This is a genomic window from bacterium, from assembly GCA_016873475.1.
Lineage (GTDB): Bacteria > Krumholzibacteriota > Krumholzibacteriia > JACNKJ01 > JACNKJ01 > VGXI01.
On the sequence record VGXI01000026.1, the window covers coordinates 1 to 23,637 of the forward strand.

Below are 23,637 nucleotides of genomic sequence, written 5' to 3' on the forward strand. Positions count from 1 at the left end.
CTCGAGCCCTTGATCGATCGTCGCCACGCTCCAGATGTGGAAGCGCCCGGTAGCGACGGCCTCGCGCACCTCGGGAATCAGCATCAGATGCGCTCGTTGGTGGCGGGGATCATCACGCCCTGCTCGCCGGTCAGGCCCTTCGCCTTGCAGACGGCGAAGTAGCCCTCGATCTTCTCGTTCGCGCCGCCGATCGGCTGCACCTCGCCGTGCTGGTTGACGCTGCCCGTGACGGCGATGCCCTGACGGATCGGGATTTCGCCGAGGCTGCTGAGCAGAGCGTAGAGCTCCGTGCTCGAGGCGCTGTCGCCGTCCACGCCCTCGTAGCTCTGTTCGAAGGCGAGACTGGCCGAGAGCGCGAGCGGCCGCTTCTGCGCGTAGGTGGCGCCCAGGTAGCCCGAGAGGATCAGCACGCCCTTCTGGTAGATCTGCCCGGCCAGCTTGGCCTCGCGCTCGATGTCGACGACGCCGGCCCGCCCCATCCAGGTCTTCGCCGTGATGCGGCTCGGTTTGCCGAAGCTGATGTCGCCGAGGTCGAGCACGGCGAGGCCGTTGACCTGCCCCACCCGCTCGCCCGCCACGTCGACGAGCAGGGTGCCGTCGGCGAAGAGCTGCTGGATGCGCTCCTCGATCAGGTTCGAGCGCTGGCGCTTCATCGCGATCGCTCGCTCGACGTGCGCGCGGCCGGCCAGCTTGGCGCCGTCCTCGCGGGCGTAGTAGCTGGCCTCGCGCACGAGGTCGGCGGCGTCGGCGACGCGGGTGGACGCATAGTCGCGGTCGTCGACCTGGCGGGCGGCGTCCTCGATCACCGCGGCAACGCCCCCGCGGTCGAAGTGCAGCAGCCCCTCCTCGCGCACGCGAGTGCTGATGAAGGCCGGGTACTCCTGGCGCGCCTGGGCCATCGGCATGCGGGTGTCGAAGTCCACCTTCACCTTGAAGATCTTGCGGAAGTCCTCGTCGAGCATCTGCAGCAGGTGGTAGATGCGGGCCGAGCCGATCATGATGATCTTCAGCTTGGTCGGGATCGGCTCCGGTTTCATACCGGCCAGGGGCACGAGGCTGTACTGCTCGCCGAGGTCCTCGATCCGCACCTGATTGTACTTGACCACTTTCTTCAGGCTCTCCCAGACGCCGGGGCTGATCAGCACATCGAGGGCGTTCACCACCAGGTAGCCCCCGCGCGCCTTGAGGATGCTGCCCGCCTTGATGAGCTGGAAGTTGGTGACCAGCGCGCCCATGTAGCTCTTGCGCTCGATGCGGCCGAAGAGATTGTAGTAGCTGGGGCTCGTCTCGATGATCACCGGCGCGCCCTCGGTGGCGCTGTTGTCGACGACCACGTTCACGCGGTACTTCGCGAACTTGTCGCTCTCGGATTCGGGCCGGCCGCCGAGAAAGGGCAGCTGCGGCTTCTCTTCCTCGTCGCCGAAGTCGCCGAGTTGCTCGACGACGTGCTGCTGGAAGGCGTTCAGGTAGGCGATGACCGCCGGGTGCTCCTCGTACTTGTCCTTGTAGATGTCGACGATCGAGCCCACCACGAAGACCCCGACGCGGTCCTTGATGTCGTCGATCTTCTCCCGGGTGTCCTTGTTCAGCTCCTTGGCCGCCTTGAGGAAGCGTTGCACCTCCTCCTGCACGGCGACCCGGTTCTGCTCGAGCTGCTCCGTCTCCGGCGGCGAAAGGGCGGCCACGCCCTCGGCATCCAGCGCCTCGCCGTCTTTCACAGGCTGGAGGGTGATGCCCACCTTCGTGAACTCGATCGTGTAGCTGCGATCGCTGGCGAAGCGCTCGAGCCCGCTCAGCAGCTCCTGCTGACGCGCCTGGCTGGCCTGGGCGACGGTCGAGACCTGACTCTCGTAGTCCTTGCTCTCGAAGGCGCGCGGCACCTCTTCGCGTAGGGTGTCGACGAGCTGGTTCATGTGCCGGCGCAGCTCGGCCCCCTTGCCCGGCGGCAGGATCAGCGCGCGCGGGACGTCCGGCTCCTCGAAGTTGTTGACGAAGCAGATGTCCTCGGGTCGCGGCGCGAACTTGACCAGCTCCTCGAGGTGCATCTTGATCAAGGTCATGCGGCCGACGCCGGTGAGGCCGCTGACGTAGATGTTGTAGCCGTGATCGCCGATCTTGAGACCGAACTCGAGGCTCTCGATCGCGCGCGGCTGGCCGACGATCTCCTTCAGCGCCGGCACGCTCTTCGTGCTGTCGAACTCGAAGCTGGACTCATCGCAGGTCCAGCGCAACTGGTCGGGAGAGAGGCGGCGGGCGGCGCGCAGATCGGACATGCGAGTCCTCCGGGAACGGGCCTGGCGGCGGCGGTCAGCCGCGGCAGTATAGCGGCAGCCCGGGCCGCGATGCCAGGGCCACCCCGCCGGGGGATCGAGCGCGGGAAGCGGCGCCGAGACTAGGGATTATACCGAGGGCGCCGACGGCGTGCCGGCGCCGCCCCCACCACGGCAACCTGTATCTGGGATTGAGGGCTTTGTTTATCCTCTCGTCCTAAAGAGTTGTTGCCGCAATCGTTGCTTCTTTGCCACAGCCTCGCGTATGCTTATCGCCTGAACCACCCCGCGTCTTGCTCCAATGATCACCGGATGGAGGGCAACGATGGACAGATGCCTCACAGTGCTCGCACTCGCTCTTGCGGCCGGGGCCTGCGTCGTACCGCAGTCCCAAGCCGCGACCGTATTCACGACCGCGCTCGCCGGCAGCAACGAGACGCCGCCCAACGCGTCGCCGGCTACGGGATTCGCCGTGCTCACCCTCAATGATGCGCAGACCCAGGTGACCTTCCACATCCAGTTCTCGGGGCTCGTCGGCACCGAGACCGCGGCGCATCTCCACCATGCCCCGCCCGGCGTGGCCGGCCCCGTGGTCTTCGGCCTGCCACTGGGCTCGCCCAAGAACGGCGTCTGGCCCGTGGGGCCGACCGAGGTCGCCTGGCTCACCGTCGGGGAGATCTACGTGAACATCCACTCGACCAGCTTCCCCGGCGGCGAGATCCGCGGCAATCTCTCCGCCTCCGACAACGACTACTCGGCGGCGCTCGGCGGCAGCAACGAGGTGCCCCCGAACGCCTCGCCCGCGACCGGCACCGTCTCGCTCTCGGTCAACGACGCCGGGACCGTCGGCATCTACCATGTCGAGTACTCCGGACTGCTCGGGACCGAGACCGCAGCGCACTTCCACAATGCCCCGCCCGGGAGCAACGGCCCCGTGGTACTCGGCCTGCCCCTGGGCAGTCCCAAGGACGGTGTCTGGCTGATGAGTGCCGCCAATCTCGCTTCGCTCCTCGCGGGTTCGATCTACCTCAACGTGCACTCGACCCTGTTCCCCGGCGGTGAGATCCGGGGCAATCTCGGTCCCGCGCCCACCGCGGTGGACGGGTCCGCGCCGAGCTCGGGGCTGACCCTGGGGCAGAACTTCCCGAACCCCTTCAACCCCAGCACCCGGATCGAGTACGCGCTGCAGGCGGACGGACGGGTGACGCTCACGATCCACGACCTGCGCGGCCGCCTGCTGCGCACACTCGTCGACGAGGTGGTCGCGGCCGGGCAGCGCGCGGTGACCTGGGACGGCCGGAGCGACGCGGGCGAGGCACTGCCCAGCGGCGTCTACCTCTACCGCATCCAGGGGGCGGGCGAGCAGCAGACGCGCAAGTTGATGCTCACGAAGTAGGGCCGGCGCTCACGCAGCGCCCGGAGCGTAGGCCTCCGCAGGGTCTTCTGCAGGAGCTCGCCGCCCCCGCGGGCGGCGAGCTGCGTTTCGCAGACCCGTGCGCTGGATCCGTTTGCAGGGTAGGGGCCGCAGGGGGTAGGCTGCCGCCATGCCGCCCGCTGCCTGCCGCCGTTCTCCCCTTCGCCGCGCCATGGCGCTGGGAATCGCTCTCGCGGGCAGCGCCTGCCTGTCACTCGCAGCTTCGCTCTCCCCCGGCCCCGCCGACGCCCCGCGGCCGAACGGCGCGCCTTTGCGCACCTACCGCTTCGTAGCCCCCACGATGGGCACCCAGGCCACACTCACCCTCGTCGGCGAGGATTCGCTCGCCCTCGCTCCCTGCGCTGCCCGCATCCTCGGCAATCTAGCGCGCGTGGACTCCCTGATGAGCAACTGGACGCACACGAGCGAAGTGGCGCGCATCAACGGCGCGCTCGACGCCACGGTGGGCGGCGCGCCGCTCGCCCTCGAGCCCGAGACGGCCCGCGTGCTCGCCGCCGCCCTCGCCGTCGCCGCGGCGAGCGAGGGCGCCTTCGACATCACCGTGGAGCCACTCGTGCGGCTGTGGGGCTTCCTCGGCGGACCCAAGCGCGTGCCGAGCGCGGCGGAGATCGCCGCCCTGCGGCCGCGGGTGGGCCGCGCGCTGCTCGCGCTCGATCCCGCCAGCGGGCTTGCGGCCGCACGGGCGGGCGTGCGCATCGACCTGGGCGGCATCGCCAAGGGCTATGCCGTCGACTGCCTGCGCGACTCGCTGCTCGCCATGGGCATGCGCGACGCGCTCGTGGACCTCTCGGGCAACATCGCGCTGCTCGGCGCCCCGCCCGGTCGCGACACCTGGCGGTTGGGCCTGCGCGATCCCGCCGATCGCGAAGCCACGCTGGGCACGCTCCGCCTGCCGAGGCCGGCCGTGGCGACCAGCGGCGACTACGAGCAGTTCTTCGCCGCCGACGGCAAGCGCTACGGGCACATCCTCGATCCGCGGACGGGCTGGCCCGTGGACTCGCTCGCCTCGGCGACCGTCGTGATGGACAGCGCGATGCAGGCCGACGCCTGGGCCACCGCGCTCTGCGTGCTCGGCCCCAGCGCAGCGCGCCGCCTCGCGCGCGAGCGCCATGACCTGGAGGCCATCCTCGTCGAGCGGCGGGACGAGGGCCCCGACCTGGTTTGGGTCGAGGAGGGCCTTGCCGCGTCCTTCAGCCTGGATCCCGCCCTGGCCGAGCGCTACGCCCTGCGCCGCTTCTAGCTCGCCGCTCCGCATTCCCGCCGATCGCGCATGTTCTTTCCGCCGCACGGCGCAGAATACAGGCCTCCCCTCATCCGAAATCCGACATCTCATGTTTCCTTCCGACTTGGCTCAGGCATTGCTCCCTGCCGGCCCAAGCTCGCGCGGAGGTCGCGCCGGGAAGGCCCGGGTGCCCGCCCCCCTCGCGAGCGGCGCCCGGCACCGGCTGCCGAGGCGGACTGCGAGAGCCGGGCCGGAAGGAGGCAGGGTGGTCGCCAGGACGGACGATCGGCAGCGACGCGCCGCACAGGCGGCGAGCGCCGCCCGCTTCGCCGCGCTCGGCCTGCTCGCGCTCGCGAGCGGCGCCTGCCGTGCGGCCGGGCCCGCGGCGCCGCCGCCGGGCGGCGACTCCGTCTTCGTACTCGACGCGCCGCGCTTCGCCGCCGAGGTGCGGCCCGTCATCGTGGCCGAGGGCTGCAACAACGCGGCCTGCCACGGCGGCGGCCCCCGCGGCAGCTTCGCGCTGTCCCCGCCCGACGACCCCGACGCCGACTTCGACTTCACGCAGGCCGTGCAGCAGGTCCACGGCTGGGATCCGCTCGCCAGCCCGCTGCTGCTCAAGCCCCTGAGCCGGGAAGCGGGCGGCGTCGATCACGCGGGCTCGGCCCTGGCCGGATTCGACAGCACCGACGATCCCGGCTACCGCGCGATCCACGACTGGATCCTCGCGGGAGAGTGGCAGTGATGCGCGCCGCGCTCTCCATTGCGCTCTGCGCACTCGCCGCTACGGCGGCGCCCGCGGCTGCGGCCGGCGAAACGGCGGCGGTCGAGTACCTGACGCCCGCGCTTGCGGACAGTCGCCTCGGCCTCGCGCCGGGCGCGCGTCCCTACCAGCGGCGCTTCGCCTTCAGCATCGGCGCGGGCGAGCTCGGCGGACAGCGCCAGTACCTGCTGCGCGGCGCCTACTGCCCGCGCGCCTGGCTGGCTTGGGAGGCGACGGTGGCCCACAACCCCGCGTCGTCCGTGCACGCGCTCTTCCACGACTTCGGGCTCGTGCTGCGCCGGCCCCTGCCCTGGCGCCTGCAGCCCTACCTCACGGCGGGCTATGGCATGATGATCGCCTTCCCCGGCGGCGCCCTGCTCGCCGACTCCGTCACGCGCAACGTGCTCAGCGCGGGCGGCGGTCTCGAAGTCTTCATCCGCGACGACCTCGCCCTGCGCCTGGACGCGCGCGGCCGCCGCGTGCTGCACCCCGCCGAGGGGGAAACCCTCGTCTACGACTACGCCGATTACAGCGCCGGCTTCGTCTTCTACCGGAGCCTCGCACGCTGAGCCTTCGCCTTCACCGGGAGAACCGCAACCGCAAGGAGCTGCCCATGCCTGCCACCATCGCACGCTCGATCCGGCCTCTCCTTCTGGCCGGGCTGCCGCTCGCGGCCCTGGCGCTGGCGAGCGGCTGCCGGAAGGACGCCCCGCAGGACGCGATCGTCGGCGACCAGGCCACGCCCGCGCTTGTCTTCGTCAAGACGGAGGCCGAGGAGACGCTGAACCGCACCTGGGGCGGGGGTAACCTCTACAAGCTCGCGCCGATCGCGCCCGACGGCGCGGTGACGCCGATCACCAACTTCAACGGCGCAAGCATCAGCGATCCCTGCGTGAGCTGGGACGGCGAGCGCATCCTCTTCTCGATGCGCGCGCCCGGCGAGTCCGACCGCAATATCTGGGAGATCGGCGCCGACGGCACGGGCCTGCGCCGCGTCACCAGCGGCGGCGGCCACGACTTCGATCCGCTCTACCTGCCCGATGGCGCGATCGTCTTCACGAGCAGCCGCGCCGGCGAGATGGACGAGTACAACCACTCGCCCGCCGAGCACCTCTACGCCTGCGACGCCAACGGCGGCAACATCGAGCGCATCAGCTTCAATCAGAGCGACGACTTCGATCCGGCGATGCTGGCCGACGGCCACATCATCTACACGCGCTGGGAGCACTTCGGGACTTTCAATCGCTTTCCGCTCTTCTTCACGAACCCTGACGGTACGGGCACCTTCCACATGTACGGTCCTCACGACCGCAACTTCTTTCACGCCCAGCCCACTCCCGACGGGCGCCTGATCGCCGTCGAGAGCACGCGGGTGAACGAGGATGCCGGTCCGATCGTCGTCATCAAGCTGGAGAACGGCCCCGCCGATCCGGCCCCCGGGCCCGACAGCGACTACTGGGACGTGCTCACCCCTGATGTCAACACCGACGGCGCACCCTGGGCCTATGGCGCCTTCAAGTACCCCTTCCCGCTGGGCAACAACCGCTATATCGCGAGCTACACGCTGCCCGCGGCCGAGGACGAGCAGGCAGACTACGGTCTCTACACCTTCACTCTGAGCCAGACGGGCGCGGGCACAGCCGAGGATCCGGCCACGCTGAGCCTCGACGCGCTGAGCTTCCTCTACAACGATCCGGCGACCAACGAGTACGACGCGCAACTCCTGTGGCCGCGCGAGAGGCCGATCGTGATTCCGCGCGCCGTGGACTCCTCGCGTGATTCCGGCACCTTCCTCGCGCATGACGTCTTCAACCGCAGCCTGCAGGACGACCAGGAAGTCCCACTGCGCGGTGTGACGCCCGTGCCGCAGATCGCCGTCTTCGCGTCCCGGCCCACGCAAGCCGGCGAGACGAACGACTTCTCGGCCAACTCCTTCGAGAAGCGCGCCTTCCTCGGGTATGCACCCGTACAGCCGGACGGCTCCTTCAAGATCGAGGTTCCCGCCGACACGCCGATCTCCTTCGCGACGCTCGACGAGCATGGTCGTGGCTTTGTCGTCAAGCGGACCTGGCTCTACGCGCGGCCTGGTGAGGCCGTGAACCAGTGCACCGGCTGCCATACGGACCGCGAGCGGGTCACGGACCCGCCGACCAATCCCTTCCCGATGGCCGACATGCTCCCCGCGACCGATCTGAACCTGGATCCTGAAGACTACGAGGTCATCAACTACCTGGACGATATCGGACCCATCGTCGAGGCCAAGTGCGTCGCCTGCCACCAGGTGACGGTGAGCGCTCCTGGCGACACGCTCTGGGCGCCGGCCGGCCTGGACCTCGGCGCTCAGCCGGACACGCTCGAGATGGGCCAGATCTTCCCCCGGGGCTACGTGAACCTCTCCGGCGAGTCGGAGCACCTGGAGGATCAGGTCGTGATTCCGGGTTTCCCTCGCCGTTCGACGCTGATCGATGCCACCGAGGGCCTTGGCAGCTGGGAAGGTCGCGGCCGTCATCCGGTCGGCGCGAACACACTCACCGACCGCGAGCGCGAGCTCTTCCGCCTCTGGGTGATGCTCGGCGCTCAGTACCGCTAGGAGCAAAGATGCGCAAGACCATCGCCCTGACCCTGCTCGCGTGCGCGCTGCCGGCTGCGGCCGGCAGCGCACCGAGCAAGCCAGACCCGGCGTGGATTGCCCTGAGCCGGCACCCCCTGCTGCCGCTGGACGCTCCGGCAGGCGAAGCCCCACGCGTCGCGCCCCCCGTGGCCGGCCGCCCCCTGCTCCTGCACTTCTGGGCGAGCTGGTGCGCACCCTGTCGGCGCGAGCTGCCGGACCTCGACGCGCGTCTCGCTCGCTGGCTGGACGCCGGCCTCGAGCTGCGTGCCGTCTCCATCGACCGCGAGCCGGAGAAGGCGCGCCACTTCGCGGCCGAGCTCGCGTTGAGCATGCCGCTCTACCTCGATGGTCCGACCGGTCTGGCGCGCACGCTCGATCTGCCGGCGCTCCCCTGCACCTACCTCTTCGATGGGGACGGCACACTGCGCTTCGTTCTGCGCGGTTCGAATCCGCAGGACCTTGCCGTGCTCGAGTCAACGCTCGGCCAGATGCTGCCGCCTCAGGCGGCGCCGGCCCCAGCAGCGCTGGGAGCCCGCTGATGCTGCGCGTCCAGCCCCGCCCGCTGCTGATCGCCATCGCGCTCACGACCGCCTTCGCCGTCGGCGGCTGCGCCGGCGCGCGTCCCTACGAGCGCGAGCTGCTTGCGGACCCGATCATGGACTTCGCCGTCGAGAGCGGGTCCGAGGCTCGGGAACTGAAATGGTTGGAAGCGCGCGAAGGCTCCCTGGGTGGAGTCGGCGGTGCCGGAGGCGGCTGCGCATGCAAGTGAGCATCCGGCAGTGTGCGGCCTGCCTGGGGCTGCTGGCGGCCGGCGCCGGCGGCGCGCTGCCTGCGCGCGCAGACTTCGCACCCGAAGAGCAGAGCGCGGGCGTGCTCTTCCACTACTTCGCCGACCTGGAGGGCGTCCAGGTGCGGTCGCACTATCTCGCCTACGGACTCGACCTGGGCGGACACCGACTGGACATCGAGTTCGACCACGAGCGCGTTCTGATTCCGGCTGTGCAGGGCACGATCGGCAGCCAGGAAGCCGCCGATGCGATCACCGCCGCCAGCCGGCCGATCGCCGGCGCCGGCGATGCCTTCAGCGACTACACGAAGATCCGCAACGCTCTGCAGGTCGGGATGGCGCTCGGCCCGGCGACGATCGGCCTCTACCGCTCGGAAGAAGTGGACTACCGCGCGAGTCAGGTCTCAGCGGGCGTGGCGCGCGACTTGCTCGGCGAGCAGCTCAATCTCGCCCTCGGCGCCAGCTACGGCTGGGACCGGATCGAACCGCTGCGCGACGAGGAGTCGCCTGCTCCCACCGACAAGAACAGCCTGCACTTCAATCTCGTCGCAACGCAGATCCTCGATCCGCAGACGGTGCTGCGACTGGGAATCGAGGTGAATCAGATGACCGGCCTCCAGCACAACGTCTATCGCGCAGTCTACGCGGGAGGTCAACGCCTGCCCGAGCTGCACCCCGACATGCGGCGACGCGAGGACCTCTTCATCAAGCTCAACCGCTACCTCGGCGAGCGGGCGAGCCTGAACGCCGATTACCGCTACTACCGCGACGACTGGCAGCTCGACTCGCACACGCTGGGCCTGCGGCTCAACCAGTACCTGGGCGAGGACCTCACCGTGCGCTACCGCTATCGCTACTACAGCCAGAGCGGCGCCTGGTTCTGGGCCGAGGAGTACGCGACGACCGCGGGCATCGACGGCTATCGCAGCGGCGACTATCGGCTCGGCGCCTTCGACGCGCACCTCTTCGGCGGCCGCCTCGAGTGGGCCCCCGCCGCCCTCGCGGCCAGCTTCGGCTGGCTGCGCGAGGCGCGCCTGCGCCTGGGCTACGAGCGCTACTTCAACACCAACGCCTTCGCGGCGAACGTCTTCGAGACCGGGCTCAGCCTGACCTTCTAGGACGGGGAGCATTGCGAAAGGAGCTCACCATGCGAAGCATCCATCTCGGGTTCGCGGCGGCGCTCGCCCTCGGCGCCGGCGCGGTCGGCGCGCGGGCGGCCGACTTCACGCCGCTCGCCTTCCCCGGCGCTGGCGAACGCACGCTGCTCGATCGCCGCGCGAGCCGCGCCGATCTCGATCGCGAGCTGTTCGGCGGCACGGCGGCCGGCCTGATCGTGGGCCGCGTCGATGTCTACGAGCGCTTCCCCTATCTCGAGGCGCGCTACCTGCAAGTGGTCAGCGACCCGGTCTGGAACCGCCTGCTCTACGGCGATCCCGCGACGGGCCTGGCCGCCTACACCGGCGAGGGCAGCGCGCTCGGCGCGCTGGCGGCGCCGCGCGGCCTGGCCGCCGACGACGCCGGGCAGGTCTACGTCGCCGACAGCGGCAACGACCGCGTGCTCGTGCTCGCCGCGCGCTACGACAGCGAGGCCCTCAGTCTGACGCCGCTCTATGTGATCGTGGATCTCAAGGCACCCGGCGACCTCGCCTGGTCCGACGGCGGCACGCCCTTCGATGCGCGTGACGACCGCCTCTTCGTCGCCGAGACGGGCGCGAACCGCGTCGCGAGTCTCGCCATCACGCAGGGACAGTTCGCGGTGCGCGCGCGGCTGGGCGCGCTCGGCGGCGGCAACGGCCGCTTCGCCGGGCCGGTGGCCGTCGCCGCGACCTGGGACGCGGCGCGCGCCGCGCACCGCATCCTCGTCGCCGATGCGCACGGCGGTCGCCTGGTCGAGCTGAGCGAGACGGCAAGCGGCCTGCGCTGGGAGCGCGAGCGCGCGCACGGGCTCGGCGTCGTCACCGGCCTCGAGTTCGACGCCGCGGGCAACCTCTACGCCGCCGCGCCGCGGGCGGGCGTGCTGCGCAAGTTCTCGCCGAGCCTCGCGCCGCAGGGCGACCTCGAGGCAGCGCTGAATGCGCCGCGCGACTTCTGCGTGCCGGCGGTCACCGTGCACGATCACCGCACGGGCGAGCAGACCCGGCGCCGCGAGGCGGCGGGGCTGCTCGTCGAAGCCTGGAGCGAGGGCAGCGGCCTGCGCCTCTACAGCCTGGCCGACGAGCAGGGCGCACCCGGCGCGGGCGCCGCGCCGGCCAGTCTCGCGCTGCTCGGCAATCATCCGAACCCCTTCAACCCGAGCACGACCCTTCGCTTCAGCGCCCCCGTCGGCGAAGCGCCGCTGCGCCTGAGCATCCACGACCTGCAGGGGCGCCTGCTACGCGTGCTCGCCGAGGGGCAGTTCGCCGCGGGTGAGCACGCGGTCGTCTGGGACGGCCGCGACGCGCACGGCGAGGCGCTCCCCTCGGGCGTCTACTTCAGCCGGCTCAGCCAGGGCCGGCGCCTCGAGCAGGGCAAACTGCTCTTGCTGAAGTGATGAGCCGCCTGCGCAGGCAGCGCGCCCTGAGCGCCTTGGCTCTCCTCCCGCCGCTCGCGCTCGCAGCGGCGGGAGGCGCTTGCCTCGAGGCGCCCGGCATCGAGGAGACCTGGACGCGCCTTGAGCTGCTCGCCTCGGCGCCCACGGCCGCGACGCCCCTCGCCCTCGGGGACACGCTCGCGGTGAGCGCCGACGCCCGCATCACTTTCCGCGCGATCCGCACGGGCGAGCTGGCCATCGAGCTGCGCCGCGGCGACGCCGCGCTCGCCGCCGCGCATCCCCTGCGGACGGACGACGATCCGGCGCAGCACAGCCGCCGCGTGGAAGCTCTGCTCGCGGCGACAACCCCGGTGGCCGGCGCCTCGCGCGCCGTCACCGGCTTCGATCACCTGATGATGGACCTCGCGCTGGACTTCCGCAGCCAGGTGCCCGCCGACCTCGGCGCCGGCGAGGCGCTCTGGCTGCTGCTCTTCTTCGGGGAGGGCGAGGAGATCCGCCGCGCAGGCATGGCCGACACCGTGCTGGTCACGCCCGTCGCGATGGACAGCCTGGAGATCCTCACGACGGGCTTTGCGCTGCGCATCGAAAGGGGAACGCCGTGAGCGCGCGCTGGCAAGCGGAATCCTCGGCGCCGCTCGCGCGGCGCCCGGCCGCGCCGCGCGAGCGGACGCAGCGTCGGCTCGGTCTCGCGATCGCGCTGCTCCTGCTCACCGCGCTGAGCGCATTGCTCGCAGTGCGCCCCGCGCGGGCGGCCCTGCGCGTCGAGGCGCTGGCGGGCTTCACGCGGCCCGACGCCGACTTCGCCACGTTCCGCTGGGACACGGGGCCTCAGGTCGCGGCCGGCGGCGGCATTGCGCTCGAGCGCGGCCCGCTCGCGCTGGGACTGCGCCTCGCCCATCACGGCGGCGCGCAGGCGACCGGCCTGCCTGCGGGTCCCGCGGCCCTCGCGCTCGACCTGACGAGCCTCGAGCTCAGCCTCGGCCACCGCGTCGCGGCGCTGCTGGGCAGCGAGTGCTGGCTGCAGGGACATCTCGGCTGGCTGCGCCTAGCCTACGAACCGGAGCGCCTCGGTCTCGCCGGCGCGGGCGGCGACGGCGAGACGCTCTGGGTGGACTTCCCCGCCGTCGACACCCTCTGCGGCGGTGGCGGCCTGCACCTGCGCCGCGGCCTCGGCCGCGCCCTGGCGCTCGGCCTCGAGCTGGACGCGCTCGCCTTCGCGCTCGACAGCGCGCGGCGCGTGGAGGACAGGCTCGTCGAGGAGCGCGAGCGGCGACTGAACTGGCGCCTCGGACTGCGCCTGGACTGGTTCCCCGGGGCCTGAGCCCCGCGAAGGCGCTGCGCTTTGCGCGCGGCGCCGCAATGCGAAGGAGAACGAGCGTGCTTGCATCACCCTCTGCCCGGCTGCGGCGGGCTTCCTGGCTGCTGGCGATCGGACTCGCTGCCCTGCCCGCGACGAGCGCGCGCGCCGAGGCGGAGCCGGCGGCGCCGGCCGCCAGCGCCGCCGACTCGAGCGCGGCGCCGCTCTGGTCGACGCCGCTGAACGGCCCGCACGTGCTGCGCGAGAAGTCCGTGCGCCTGAAGGGCGATGGCGAGCAGGTGCTGCGCAGCGGCCCGGGCCCCGAGTTCGCGATCGTCGACACGGGCAAAGCGGGCGCGGCCTACAAGGTCGTCGCCAAGCGCGGCGATTGGATCAACCTGCGCCTGGACGACGAGCGCACGGGCTGGATCCACGCCGATCTCTGCGCCGAGTTCGACGATCTCTCCGGCCTCGAATTCCGCCCCAACCCGCGGCTCTTCTCGCGCGCCGGCTGCTTCAGCCTGCGCGCCTACAGCGGCGCCTACGCCTTCGATCGCAAGAGCAACTCGCTGGTCGTCGGCGGCGGCATCGGCTACCAGCTGCTCGATCACGTGGAGATCGAGGGCGGCCTCGCCTGGACGCGCGTCGCGCGCCCGGCCGAGATCGTGGAGAGCCTCTTCAACCTCGCCCTCGAGGAGGAGCAGTTCCACCTGCTCTACTACTCCTTCAATCTCAATCTCAAGCTGCTCCCCGGCCGGCAAATGGAGCCCTTCCTGACGGGCGGCGTGGGCAGCAGCATCCTGCGCGGCCAGACCGAGTCCAGCCTGAACCTCGGCGCCGGCAGTCTGCTCTACTTCAGCAAGCGCCTGGCCATGCGCTGGGAGTTCCGCAACTACCGCTTCGCCTCCGGTGCCGGCACCGCGCGCCGCGACAACAACAACGTCGAGTTCAGCCTCGGCAGCAGCCTGCTCTTCTAGGAGACACCATGCGCATCGCACGCCTGCGGCCCGCGCGAGGGTCGCGCCGCTTGCTCCTCCTCGTCCTCGGCGCCGCGCTCGGGGGCGCCGCCCCCGCGGTAGCCGGCGAAGCGCCGGCGCAGAGTGCGCGCGCGCAGCTCGCCCTCGCCGAGGACGCCGCCCGCGCCTGGGCGTCCGACGCGCGGCTCGTCTACCTCGAGAACGACGCCGCGCCCGATGCCCGGGGTGCGGCCGCGCGCTGGGGCTACCTCTTCCACTCGGAGGCGCGGGCCGCGAGCCGCGTCTACTCGCTCGCCGGCGGCCGCATCGAGGAGGCGCGCGATCTCGCCTTCGCCTTCGCGGCGCCGCCGCTCGCCCCGGACTGGCTGGACTCCGACGCCGCGCGCGCCGCGGCCGAGGCCGCCGGCGGCCGCGAGTTCTGCCTGAAGCAGAGCGGACGCCTCGAGAGCCTCGTCCTGCTGCGCGGCGCGCTCTTTCCCGAGCGGCCGGACCTCGGCACCTGGGCGCTCATCTACAGCGCGCCGCAGGCGCCCTCGCTCACCATCCTCATCGACGCGGCCAGCGGCAAGCGCGTCCGCACCTGGAGGGGCTAGCATGCGGGGTCCTTCGCTCATTCTGCTCGCACTCCTGGCGGGCGCGGCCGGCGTCGCCCACGCCGAGGCGCCCGCGCCGGTACGCGTGGAGCGCAAGGCCAGCGACGCGGGCGAGACACCGACGCTGCGCTGGCTGAATGCGAATCGCGACTTCCTGCGCGCGCGCCTGGACCTGCTGCGCCAGCGCGCGCTGCCCGCAAGCGGCGAGGCCGCGGCGCTCGACGAGCGCTCGCTGCTGCTCGCGCGCCTGCTCGGCGAGATCGACGCCGCCCGCGACAGCCTGCGCATCGAGAGCGCGCTGCTCGCCGACAGCAGTGCGGCGAGCCTCGGCGCGCTCGGCGAGCTGGCGGCGCGCCTCGATCGCTTCGACGCCCTGCTCGACGGGCAGAGCCGCCGCCTCGCCACCCTCGACAGCCTGCTCGCCGGCGAGCAGGAGACGGCCCTGCTCGTCCTGCTCAAGGGCCTGCCGCCCGCGCTCGAGCCGACGAGCCTGACGATCCACGACCGCGATGGCGACAGCTGGCAGGTCACCCTCGGCGAGGCCGAGCGCGCGGCCCTGCGCCGCGGCGGTCTCGTCGAGGTGCTGCACGAGTACGTCGAGCCGCGTCTGCACCGGCTCGAGTTCGCCTTCGGCGGCGGGGGCCGTCTCAGCGTGGCGGCCCAGACGCCGCGCGATCGGCTGACCCTGCTGCAACTCGATCTCGGCGCGCTGGACTCGGAGGCCGACCTCAGCGCGGTCACCGCAACGATCTGGCAGGATTGAGGTGGCCACGATCCGCAGCGCAGTGCTGCTCGGCGGCGCCCTGCTCGCGCTCGCCTTCTCGGGCGCGCGGCCTGCCGCCGCGGCGTCCGCCGGCGCGCCGGTCGATAGCCTGCGACCCACGCCGCAGCCGCTCGATCCCGCGAGCGCCGCTGCGCTCGGCCTCGGCCGCGCGCTCGGGCGCTGGGGTCGCGTCGCACCCGAGGCGGCGCTGCTGCCGCTTGCCGAGAGCCGGCGCGCGCTGCTCGCGGGTGAGGACGCCGCGCGCGCGAACCTGCTCGAGGCGCTCGCCGCGCTCGCGACCGGCGACGGCGCGGCGCTCGCCGTGCTGGCCGAAGGGCCGGCGAACGCGGCAAGTCCCGCGCTGCGCACGCTGGCCCTGCTCGTCGAGCGCGGCGAGGACTGGCGGCCCGGCGACCCGCCGCTGCTCGCGGCCCTCGCCATCGAGGCCGCGCTCGCGCGGGCCACCCGCCTTGATGCCGTCAACGCTCCCGCCGCGCTGCCGCGCGCGCGCGCCCTGCACGCTGCCGCCGACGAGAGCCTGCCTCCCGCGCTCGCGCTGCAGCTCGCCGCGCGTCTCGCCGAAGCGGCCGGCGAGGATGCCCAGACCCACTGGCGCGCGCTGGCCGCCCGCGTGCCCGCCAGCGACTGGGAAGCGGCGCTGATCGCGGAGGCCGCGCATCGCGCCGAGCCGGCGCCGCCCGCGGCGGGCGATCGTGGACGTCTCCTCGCCGCCCGTCGCCTGCTCGACGAACGCCGCGGCGAGGAGGCCTGGCCCCTGCTCCTCGCCGTCGAGGCCACGCGCGCCGAGGAGCGCGCGCGCCTCGCCGCGCTGGATCCGGCTGCTGCAGCCGACTCCCTGCTCGCCCTCGCCGGTCCGGGTGGGCTCGCACTCGCGGCCGAGCCCGTCGCCGCGCTGCTGGCGGCGATCGACGCGGCCGCGGCCGATCGTCGCCGAGCGCTCGACACGATCGCCGGCGGCGCAGCCCTGGCGCTCGCTGCCGGGCCGGCCCCGAGCCTGCGCCTCGCGCCCGCCGCCTGGGACAGCCTGCGTCGCGCCGCCGCTGGCCTGGGCGCCGCGCGGCGTCAGGCAGCCCAGCGCGGCGCTGCGCTCGACGCGCGCCGCGCCGATCGCGCGGCCCGCGACCGCTACCTCGACGGCGAAGCGGCGCGCCTCGCCGCGCTGCGCGCCGAGCTGGCCGCCGCGACGGGACCGATCGACAGCCTTGGCGCGGCCGCCCGCAGCGAGGCCGCCGGACTCGCGCGCGTCCTTGCCGACCATCGAGAGGCCCTGCTCGCGCGAGCGGCCCGTCTGACGGCACGCGCGCAGCTTCAGGCCGAAGCGCAGCGCGCGCTCGCGCACTTGCGTCTCGAGGGGCCGCGCGCGCGGCGTCCGCGTCCCGCGCTCGACGCCGACAGCGTGCTCGCCGCGGACGGCGCCCTCGCCGCCGAGCTCCTTCGCTACGGCCGCGACTACGGCGACGGGCTGCCCGGCACGCTGGCCCGCGCGGAGCGCGCTGCGCAGACGCGCCTGGCGAGCTGGCCCGCGCAGGCCAAGGCCGCGCTCTCGGCGCAGGCGGCGGCGGCCTCCGCGCTCGCCGCGCGACTGGCCGGCCTGCGCGGCGCGGTCGATCCCGAGACCGTGGCCCTCGCCGGCGCGCTCGCCGCGGCCGAGCAGCGCAAGGCCGTGGCGACGGCACAGCTCGCCGCGACGAAGCGCGCGGCCGCCGTCGCCCTGATCGCCGCGCGATTGGCAGCGCTGGACCGCGAGCAGGAGCTGCTCGACTACCAGCTCGCCGAGGCCGCGCTGCTGCGCGCCGAGGCGGCGCCGGCCGACGACCCGGCCGGCCGCGGGCTGCAGGCCGAGGCGGCCGCACGCTGCGAGCGCTTCCTCGCCGCGCATCCGCAATCGGCGGCGCGCGGCGAGCTGCGCTTCCAGCTCGCGGAGCTGCGTCTCGTCGACGCGCAGCGGGCCTTCGCCGCGCAGCTCGCCCGCTTCCTCGGCGAACGCGGCGCGGTGGACGAGAGCGCCCAGCGCGCGCTCGCGCCCTTCCTCGCCATCGAGCCGGCCTGCGCGCTCTACCGCGCGATCCTCGCCGAGGACGCCGACTTCAGCGGGCGCGCCGCCGTGCGCTTCAACCTGGGCATGCTGCTCGACGAACAGGGCGATCCCGAGGGGCAGCGACAGCTCGCGCTGCTCCTCAGCGAGTTCCCGGAGGCGCCCGAGCGTCCGCGCGCGGAGCTCCGGCTGGCCGAGCGCGCGCTGCAGCGCGGTGCGCGCGCGGAGGCGGCGCCGCACTACGCGGCCGTCGCGGCGAGCGGCGATCCCGAGCTCGCGCGCGTCGCGCTCTACACGCTCGGCTGGTTGCGCTACGGCGAGGACCGCTTCCTCGAGGCCGCGGCGCTCTACCGGCAGCTCATCGACCTCGAAACCGCCGAGGCCGCGCGGGGCGCGGGCGCGTCCTCGCTGGCCGCGGAGGCCGGCGGGCATCTCGCCGAATGCCTCGTGCGCGCGGGCGGCGCGCGGGCCTGGAGCGACTTCTTCGCCGGCGCGCAGGATCGCCCCTACGCCTTCGCGACGCTCGAGCGCGTGGCGAGCCTCGAGCGCGACTACGGCTTCCACGCCGAGGCCGCCGCCGCCGACTCGCTCTGGCTCGCGCGGCAGCCGCTGGCGCCCGGCGCCCTCGCGCAGGCCGAGCGCCTGCTCGCCGATCGCCGCGCGGCCGGCGCTGCGGCGCGCGTCGATCAAGAGCTGGACGCCCTCGCCCTGCGCTTCCTGCCCGGCGCTGCCTGGCAGCAGGCGCGCGCCGCGGGCGAGGACAGCCTGGCCCGCGCTGGCCGCGACTTCGCCAGGCGCTGCCTGCTCGAGCGCGGCGGCCCCGCGCTGGAGCGCGCCCGCGCCGGCGGCGAGGCGGGCGACTGGCGCATCGCCCGCGCGAGCCTGGAGACGCTCCTCGCGCACTGGCCCCGCGACCCCGAGAGCGCGCAGCGACGGCTCGCGGCCGGCGAGACCGCCGCGCGCCTGGGCGACAGCGAGGCGGCGCTCGTCCACTTCGCCGACGCGGCCGTGGACCCGGCACTCGCCGCGCTCGCCGACTGGCAGGCCCTCGCGCTGCTCGACGCGCTGCATAGCGCGGCGGCGGCGGCGGTCGCCGCGGCGCCCGCCTCAGGCGCGCGGGCGCGCTTCCTCGCTGCGGGGGATCGCTACCTCGATCGCCATCCGGAAGACCCGCGCGCGCCGGCGCTGCTCTGGCGCCTCTCGGCGCTGCGCGAAGCGACGGCGCTGCACGCGGAGGCCGCCGCGGGCTTCGCGCGCTTCGCCGGGCGCTGGCCCGCGCATGCGGCGGCGCCCCTGGCGGCCGCGCGCAGCGGCGACGCCCTGAGTCGCACGGGAGACGCCGCGCGAGCGGCTGCGCGCTACGAGGCAGCCCTCGCGCTCGCCCGTGCCGCCGGCGCCGACAGCCTGAGCGCCGCGCTCGGCCGGCGCATCCCGGAGTGTCACTTCATCGCGGCGGCCGCGGGAGTCGCCGCCGACAGCAGCGCCTGCGCCGGCGCGCGGCGCTTCGCCGATCTCGCCGCGGCCTGGCCGCGGGACCCGCGCGCCGACGAGGCCTGGTATCGCGCCGGTCTCGGCTTCGCCGCCTGCGGCGAGCGCGAGGCGGCGGCGGCGGCCTTCGCGGCGCTGGCCGCGCAGCATCCCGCGAGCGCGCTGCGCGGCGACGCGCAGCTCCAGACGGCGGCGCTCCTGCGCGAGCGCGCGCCCCGCCGTGCCGCGGCCGCGCTCGCGGCCTTCGCGGAGAGCGCGCGCGATCCTGACGATCTCGCGCAGGCGCCCGACGCGCTCCGCGAGGCGATCGCGCTCGCCGCGGCCGCCGGCGACCAGGCCGACGCCGAGCGCTACCGCGAGCGCTTCCTCGCGCGCTTTCCCGCGCACCCTGCCGCGCTGACCGAGATCCTGCACGCGCGCGCCCTGGCCGTCCTCGCCGCGAAGGGCGACGCGCCGCTCGCCGACGCGCGCGCCCAGGGTGGCCCGCTCGCCGCCTATCTCGAGGGCGTCGCCGCGCAGCCCGCGCTCGGCGATCCCGAACTGCTCGCGCAGGTCGACTACCTCGCCTGCCTGGCCGCCGAGCGCGCCTTCGCCGCGCAGGCGCTCACCGACCCCCTCGAGACGAGCCTCGCGCGCAAGCAGGCCCTGCTGGCCGCGCTCGCCGAGCAGAGCCAGCGCGTCCTCGCCCACGGCAGCCGCCGCTGGTCGCGCGCGGCGGCCTACCTGCTCGGCGCCTCGCTCTACCGCTTCGGCGATGAGCTGCTCGCCGTGCCCGCGCCCGCGGCGCTCGGCCGCGACGATCGTCTCGCCTTCCTCGAGGTCCTCGAGGGCCGCGCCTGGGAGCTCCACGCGCGCGGCGAGCGAAGCTGGCGCGAACTGGTGAGACAGGCCGATCCCGCAGATGGCGACCCGGACAACTGGGTCGCCATTACCAAAAACGCGTTGTGGCCGAGGATTGCTCGGCGCTGCCTGCACCTGCCAGCGCTGGAGTTTCCGCTGGTGGCCGCAGCGGAGCCGTCGGCGCGCCCGTGATGGGTATGCGACTTGCGAGCAGCGAATTGAAACCGACCCCGCGCCGCCGACCGGCGGGGCCGGAAAGCACGAGGAGTCCGATGACCGATCGCTCAGGCCAGATTGCGCGTCGCCGCCTGCCCGGCGCCGCGCTGGCGCCGCTCCTCCTGCTCGCGGGCTGCGCCGCCGGCGGCGCGCTGCAGACGCCCGCGCCCACGCTCGAGGCGAGCGCGCAGCTGGCCGCCGAGGCCGACTCGCTGCGCGCCTGGGCGGATCGCGCGCCCGGCGAAGCCTACTGGCCCTACCGCCTCGCGGCGCTCTATGCCGCTGCCGACTCGCTGCCCGCGGCCGCGGCGGCGCTCGAGACGGCGCTCGCGGCCGATCCGCGCTACGCGCCCGCGCTCAGCCTGCGCGCCAAGCTGCACTACGAGGTCGGCGAGTACGGCGCCGGGGCGGCACTGCTGCGCGCCGCGCTGGCGGCTGGGGTCGAGCCCCGCGTGCCCCTGACGGCGGCGCTCGCCCTGCACCTCGATGCGCTCGGCGAGTGGGAGGAGTCCGCGCGGCTCGTCGGCACGCTCGAACCGCCGACGCCGGCAACGGCCGCTGCGCTCGGCTTTCTCCTGCTCCGCGGCGAGGACCCCTTCGCCAGCGAGGCGCGCCTGCGCGCAGCAGTGACGGCGGCGCCCCGCTCGGCGGCCGCCGCGAACAACCTCGGCATCGGCCTGCTCTATGCGGGCCGGCCCGATGCCGCCGCCGCGGAGTTCGAGCGCGCGCTGGGCCTGGACGCCGACTGCGCGGGCGCCCACTACAACCTGGCCCTGCTGGCGCTGAACTACCGCTTCGATGCGGCGACGGCGCGCGCGCACTTCACCGCCTATCGCCGCCTCGCGCCCCGCGGTGAGGATCCCGACGCGCTGGGGCAGAGCCTCGCCGCTGCGCCCGCCGCCGGCGCGCTCGCCCTGAGCCCGAACCCCGCGGCCGCCGCTGCGCGGACCGCCGCCGATGGAGACGCCGATGCCCACTAGGCCGCGCGCTTTGCTGCTCGCGCTCACGCTCGCGCTGCCGGCCACGGCCGCGGCGGCACCAGCCGAGGCTGAGCGCAGTCTCGAGGCGATCACGATCGAGGGCCTGGCGAAGGGGCCCGAGGTGCTCTTCATCAACGCCCGCGAACCGGCGCGCGTGGAGCTCGCGCTCGGCTGGCGGCTCGCCGCCGCCGCCGGTCTCGCCGCGCCCGAGCGTCCCTGGCCGCGCGTCCTGCGCGCGGCGCTCGTCCCCAGCGACCCCGCGAACGCAATCCCCGCCACCGTCGACCCCGCAAGTGAGGAGTGAGGCATGAACCCCGTCGCCGATTTCGCCGCCTTCTTCAGGAATGGCGGCCCCTTCATGTACGCGATCCTGGCCACCGGCCTGCTCGTGCTCGCGCTCACGCTGGAGCGCTTCTGGGTGATCCAGCGCGCGGCGCAGCTCAACTCGGCCAAGCTGGGCAAGGACCTGCTGCGCCTGGTGCGCGGCGGCGACAAGCGCGGGGCCGTCGCGCTCTGCCAGAAGGTGGAAGCGCCGGTCACGCGCGTCGCCAAGGCGATCCTCCAGCGCGAAGGCACGGGGAACCCCGCCGGCGAGGAGGCCCTGCAGGCCGCCGCCGACGGCGCCGCCACGGTGGTGCTGCCGCCGCTCGGCCGTCGCCTCTCCTACCTGAACATGCTCGCCAACACGGCCACGCTGCTCGGCCTGCTCGGCACGATCTTCGGGCTGACCACGGCCTTCAACGCCGTCGACACGGCCGACGCCTCGCAGCGCTCGGCCTTCCTCGCCGCCGGCATCAGCCAGGCCCTGAACACGACGGCCTTCGGCCTCATCGTCGCCGTGCCCGCCCTGCTCGTGCACGGCTTTCTCGTCAGCAAGGTCGAAGGCATCGTCGACAGCGTGGACGCGCTCAGCGTGCGCCTGATCAGCCTGCTCACCGGCGGCGCGGAGGAGCTGTAGATGCCGCGGCCCGCGCACAGCAGCTTCCGCCAGCTCGTCGCGGACGAGCTGGAGATGCTGCCCCTGATGAACCTCTTCGTGGCGCTGATCCCGATGCTCTTGATCTCGGCCGTCTTCCTGCAGGTGACCGTGATCGACATGCAGCTGCCGAGCGAGGAGGCCGCCGCGCCGGCGGCGGCCGCGCCTGAGCTCGCGCTCGCGCTGCACCTGGAGGAGCGCGGCTGGCGCCTCGCGGGCGCGGGGCTCGCGCCCGTCGCGGGCGAGGAGACGCCCGAGGGCGCCGCGCGCCTGGCCGCGCTGCTCGCCGAGCTCGCGGCGTCCCACCCCGAGGCGAAGGACATCACCATCGTCTCGCCGCCCACGGCGCGCTACGCGCGCATCGTCGCGGCGATGGACATCGCGCGCGAGAACGGCTGGCCGCAGATCGCCCTCGCCGCCGCGGGCGAGGAGGCGCGATGAGACTCGCCACGCAGCGCGGCCGCGCCGGACTCGGTCGGCACCGGCGCGAGCAGACGAAGGCGGTGCTCCGCCTCACCTCGATGATGGACATCTTCACCTCGCTGCTGCTCTTCCTGCTCAAGAGCTTCGTCGTCGACGGCGAGACGGTGACGCCCGTGCCGGGCGTCGAGCTGCCCGAGTCGCGCAGCGAGGCGCCGGCGCCCGCAGCGCTCGTGGTGGCGGTCTACGACGACGCCATCCTCGTCGGCGACGAGCAGGTCGCGAGCGTCGGCGCGAGCCTGGCGGGCGAGTCGCTGTGGATCGCGGGGCTCGGCGCGCGGCTCAGGGCCGAACACGCGCGCAGCGAAGCGATCGCGGCGCGCCGGCAGGGCGAGTCGCCGGCGCCGAAGGTGGCGATCCAGGGCGACCGCGACATCGAGTTCGCGATCCTCCAGCGCGTGATGTTCACCTGCAACCAGAGCGGCTACGGGCAGATCGCCCTGGCCGTGATCAGCACAAGGGACTCCTGAGATGGCCATCGCCCTCAGCCCGCGCCTGAGCCCGGCGGCGCGCGCCTATCGCCTGCCCTGGCACGTCGTCTGGATCGGCGAGCTGGACGCGCGCACGCGGCGCAGCTTCGGGGCGGCCGGCGCCCTCGGCCTGCTCATGCTCGTCGCCCTGATCAGCGCGCCCGCGCCGCAACGCGAGACGCCGACCCTCGAGGCGATTCCCGAGCGCCTCGCGCGGCTCATCCTCGAGGAGAAGCCACCGGCGCCGACGCCCGCGCCGCAGGCGCCGGTCGCGCTGCCCGCGCCCGCGGCGCCGCGCGCGGCGCCGCGGGTGACCGAAGCGCCGAAGCCCGCTGCCGCGCCCGCGCCCCTCGCGTCGGCGCCGGCGCCGCGGCGCAGCGAGCGCGCGGCCCAGGCGCCGCGGGTGGCGCCCAATCAGGGCGTCGCCGGGCGCCGCGCGGCCGAGGCGGCGACGCAGAGCCTCGCTGCGACGAGCCGGACGCTGGATGCCACGCTCGACAAGCTGGCCGCGGCTCTGCCGGCCGCCGAATCCGGCAACGCCGCGCCGGCCGCGGCCGCGCGCGGACGCCTGCGCCGCGGGCGCGGGCAGGAGGCCCTCGGCGACGCGGGCAGCGGCGTGGCGGCGGCAGCGCCCGCGAGCGGCGGCGCGGTGCTGCTCGCGGCGGGGCTCAGCGTGGACATCGGCGAGTGGAGCGCCGGCGCGGCGGGAACCGCGAGTGGCGCAGCCGGCGGCGGCGCGACGGCTCCGCGCGACACGGGCACCGCCGCCGGCGGCGGCGAGGTCCGCAGCAACGCCTCCCTGCTCGCCGTGCTGCAGCGCTACGCGCCGGGCATCCGCTACTGCTACGACGACGCGCTCAAGCGCGACGCCACCCTGGGCGGCAAG

The 23,637-nt window shown here is 73.8% G+C and carries 22 protein-coding genes; 21 read left to right on the forward strand and 1 reads right to left on the reverse strand.

Annotated elements, in window-relative coordinates; all coding sequences use genetic code 11:
- Nucleotides 1–83: 83 nt before the first annotated feature.
- Nucleotides 84–2,273, reverse strand: a complete 2,190-nt coding sequence (locus tag FJ251_03880) for an ATP-dependent protease (GenBank protein ID MBM4116870.1) — start codon at nt 2,271–2,273, stop codon at nt 84–86.
- Between the two features lie 298 nt (nt 2,274–2,571).
- Between FJ251_03880 and FJ251_03885 the strand changes: the two genes are divergently transcribed.
- The 21 genes from FJ251_03885 to FJ251_03985 form a co-directional block, all read left to right on the forward strand.
- Entirely contained in the window at nt 2,572–3,666 is a 1,095-nt protein-coding gene (locus FJ251_03885) for a CHRD domain-containing protein (GenBank protein ID MBM4116871.1), read from the forward strand.
- 148 nt (nt 3,667–3,814) lie between these two features.
- A complete protein-coding gene (locus FJ251_03890; GenBank protein ID MBM4116872.1) occupies nt 3,815–4,945 on the forward strand; it encodes an FAD:protein FMN transferase in 1,131 nt (376 codons plus the stop codon).
- A gap of 247 nt (nt 4,946–5,192) precedes the next feature.
- Nucleotides 5,193–5,669, forward strand: a complete 477-nt coding sequence (locus tag FJ251_03895; protein MBM4116873.1) for a hypothetical protein — start codon at nt 5,193–5,195, stop codon at nt 5,667–5,669.
- The gene (locus tag FJ251_03900; protein ID MBM4116874.1) at nt 5,669–6,256 is read left to right on the forward strand and encodes a hypothetical protein; all 588 of its coding nucleotides are present in this window, start codon (nt 5,669–5,671) and stop codon (nt 6,254–6,256) included. The genes FJ251_03895 and FJ251_03900 overlap by 1 nt, the downstream gene beginning before the upstream one ends.
- Nucleotides 6,257–6,300: 44 nt before the next feature.
- Complete coding sequence (locus tag FJ251_03905) at nt 6,301–8,277, forward strand: hypothetical protein (GenBank protein MBM4116875.1); 1,977 nt, start codon at nt 6,301–6,303, stop codon at nt 8,275–8,277.
- Nucleotides 8,278–8,285: 8 nt separating this feature from the next.
- Nucleotides 8,286–8,837, forward strand: a complete 552-nt coding sequence (locus FJ251_03910; GenBank protein MBM4116876.1) for a TlpA family protein disulfide reductase — start codon at nt 8,286–8,288, stop codon at nt 8,835–8,837.
- Entirely contained in the window at nt 8,837–9,067 is a 231-nt protein-coding gene (locus FJ251_03915) for a DUF4266 domain-containing protein (protein ID MBM4116877.1), read from the forward strand. Before FJ251_03910 ends, FJ251_03915 begins: the two co-directional genes overlap by 1 nt.
- On the forward strand, nt 8,998–10,203 hold the full coding sequence (locus FJ251_03920; protein MBM4116878.1) for a DUF3570 domain-containing protein: 1,206 nt from the start codon (nt 8,998–9,000) through the stop codon (nt 10,201–10,203). Before FJ251_03915 ends, FJ251_03920 begins: the two co-directional genes overlap by 70 nt.
- 29 nt (nt 10,204–10,232) lie before the next feature.
- Entirely contained in the window at nt 10,233–11,615 is a 1,383-nt protein-coding gene (locus tag FJ251_03925; GenBank protein ID MBM4116879.1) for a hypothetical protein, read from the forward strand.
- On the forward strand, nt 11,615–12,217 hold the full coding sequence (locus FJ251_03930; GenBank protein ID MBM4116880.1) for a hypothetical protein: 603 nt from the start codon (nt 11,615–11,617) through the stop codon (nt 12,215–12,217). Before FJ251_03925 ends, FJ251_03930 begins: the two co-directional genes overlap by 1 nt.
- The gene (locus tag FJ251_03935; protein ID MBM4116881.1) at nt 12,214–12,936 is read left to right on the forward strand and encodes a hypothetical protein; all 723 of its coding nucleotides are present in this window, start codon (nt 12,214–12,216) and stop codon (nt 12,934–12,936) included. The genes FJ251_03930 and FJ251_03935 overlap by 4 nt, the downstream gene beginning before the upstream one ends.
- A 56-nt stretch (nt 12,937–12,992) precedes the next feature.
- On the forward strand, nt 12,993–13,889 hold the full coding sequence (locus FJ251_03940) for a hypothetical protein (GenBank protein MBM4116882.1): 897 nt from the start codon (nt 12,993–12,995) through the stop codon (nt 13,887–13,889).
- An 8-nt stretch (nt 13,890–13,897) separates the two neighbouring features.
- Nucleotides 13,898–14,482, forward strand: coding sequence for a hypothetical protein (locus tag FJ251_03945; GenBank protein MBM4116883.1), 585 nt, complete (start codon nt 13,898–13,900; stop codon nt 14,480–14,482).
- 1 nt (nt 14,483) lies between these two features.
- On the forward strand, nt 14,484–15,245 hold the full coding sequence (locus FJ251_03950) for a hypothetical protein (GenBank protein ID MBM4116884.1): 762 nt from the start codon (nt 14,484–14,486) through the stop codon (nt 15,243–15,245).
- A 1-nt stretch (nt 15,246) separates the two neighbouring features.
- Nucleotides 15,247–19,821, forward strand: coding sequence for a hypothetical protein (locus FJ251_03955; protein ID MBM4116885.1), 4,575 nt, complete (start codon nt 15,247–15,249; stop codon nt 19,819–19,821).
- An 80-nt stretch (nt 19,822–19,901) separates the two neighbouring features.
- Entirely contained in the window at nt 19,902–20,825 is a 924-nt protein-coding gene (locus FJ251_03960; protein MBM4116886.1) for a hypothetical protein, read from the forward strand.
- A complete protein-coding gene (locus FJ251_03965; GenBank protein MBM4116887.1) occupies nt 20,815–21,129 on the forward strand; it encodes a hypothetical protein in 315 nt (104 codons plus the stop codon). The genes FJ251_03960 and FJ251_03965 overlap by 11 nt, the downstream gene beginning before the upstream one ends.
- Nucleotides 21,130–21,132: 3 nt before the next feature.
- Nucleotides 21,133–21,783 (forward strand): MotA/TolQ/ExbB proton channel family protein, encoded by a 651-nt coding sequence (locus tag FJ251_03970; protein ID MBM4116888.1) that lies wholly within the window; start codon nt 21,133–21,135, stop codon nt 21,781–21,783.
- Entirely contained in the window at nt 21,784–22,242 is a 459-nt protein-coding gene (locus FJ251_03975) for a hypothetical protein (GenBank protein ID MBM4116889.1), read from the forward strand.
- Nucleotides 22,239–22,751 (forward strand): hypothetical protein, encoded by a 513-nt coding sequence (locus FJ251_03980; GenBank protein MBM4116890.1) that lies wholly within the window; start codon nt 22,239–22,241, stop codon nt 22,749–22,751. Before FJ251_03975 ends, FJ251_03980 begins: the two co-directional genes overlap by 4 nt.
- A 1-nt stretch (nt 22,752) precedes the next feature.
- Nucleotides 22,753–23,637: hypothetical protein (locus FJ251_03985; protein MBM4116891.1), on the forward strand; the 885-nt coding region annotated here is incomplete at its 3' end.

What these genes read in the sequence shown, in the direction of transcription:
- FJ251_03880 (MBM4116870.1), bottom strand. Translation starts at nt 2,273, where the DNA reads ATGTCCGATCTGCGCGCCGCCCGCCGCCTCTCTCCCGACCAGTTGCGC.
- FJ251_03885 (MBM4116871.1), top strand. Translation starts at nt 2,572, where the DNA reads ATGATCACCGGATGGAGGGCAACGATGGACAGATGCCTCACAGTGCTC.
- FJ251_03890 (MBM4116872.1), top strand. Translation starts at nt 3,815, where the DNA reads ATGCCGCCCGCTGCCTGCCGCCGTTCTCCCCTTCGCCGCGCCATGGCG.
- FJ251_03900 (MBM4116874.1), top strand. Translation starts at nt 5,669, where the DNA reads ATGCGCGCCGCGCTCTCCATTGCGCTCTGCGCACTCGCCGCTACGGCG.
- FJ251_03905 (MBM4116875.1), top strand. Translation starts at nt 6,301, where the DNA reads ATGCCTGCCACCATCGCACGCTCGATCCGGCCTCTCCTTCTGGCCGGG.
- FJ251_03910 (MBM4116876.1), top strand. Translation starts at nt 8,286, where the DNA reads ATGCGCAAGACCATCGCCCTGACCCTGCTCGCGTGCGCGCTGCCGGCT.
- FJ251_03915 (MBM4116877.1), top strand. Translation starts at nt 8,837, where the DNA reads ATGCTGCGCGTCCAGCCCCGCCCGCTGCTGATCGCCATCGCGCTCACG.
- FJ251_03920 (MBM4116878.1), top strand. Translation starts at nt 8,998, where the DNA reads ATGGTTGGAAGCGCGCGAAGGCTCCCTGGGTGGAGTCGGCGGTGCCGG.
- FJ251_03925 (MBM4116879.1), top strand. Translation starts at nt 10,233, where the DNA reads ATGCGAAGCATCCATCTCGGGTTCGCGGCGGCGCTCGCCCTCGGCGCC.
- FJ251_03930 (MBM4116880.1), top strand. Translation starts at nt 11,615, where the DNA reads ATGAGCCGCCTGCGCAGGCAGCGCGCCCTGAGCGCCTTGGCTCTCCTC.
- FJ251_03945 (MBM4116883.1), top strand. Translation starts at nt 13,898, where the DNA reads ATGCGCATCGCACGCCTGCGGCCCGCGCGAGGGTCGCGCCGCTTGCTC.
- FJ251_03950 (MBM4116884.1), top strand. Translation starts at nt 14,484, where the DNA reads ATGCGGGGTCCTTCGCTCATTCTGCTCGCACTCCTGGCGGGCGCGGCC.
- FJ251_03960 (MBM4116886.1), top strand. Translation starts at nt 19,902, where the DNA reads ATGACCGATCGCTCAGGCCAGATTGCGCGTCGCCGCCTGCCCGGCGCC.
- FJ251_03965 (MBM4116887.1), top strand. Translation starts at nt 20,815, where the DNA reads ATGCCCACTAGGCCGCGCGCTTTGCTGCTCGCGCTCACGCTCGCGCTG.
- FJ251_03970 (MBM4116888.1), top strand. Translation starts at nt 21,133, where the DNA reads ATGAACCCCGTCGCCGATTTCGCCGCCTTCTTCAGGAATGGCGGCCCC.
- FJ251_03975 (MBM4116889.1), top strand. Translation starts at nt 21,784, where the DNA reads ATGCCGCGGCCCGCGCACAGCAGCTTCCGCCAGCTCGTCGCGGACGAG.
- FJ251_03980 (MBM4116890.1), top strand. Translation starts at nt 22,239, where the DNA reads ATGAGACTCGCCACGCAGCGCGGCCGCGCCGGACTCGGTCGGCACCGG.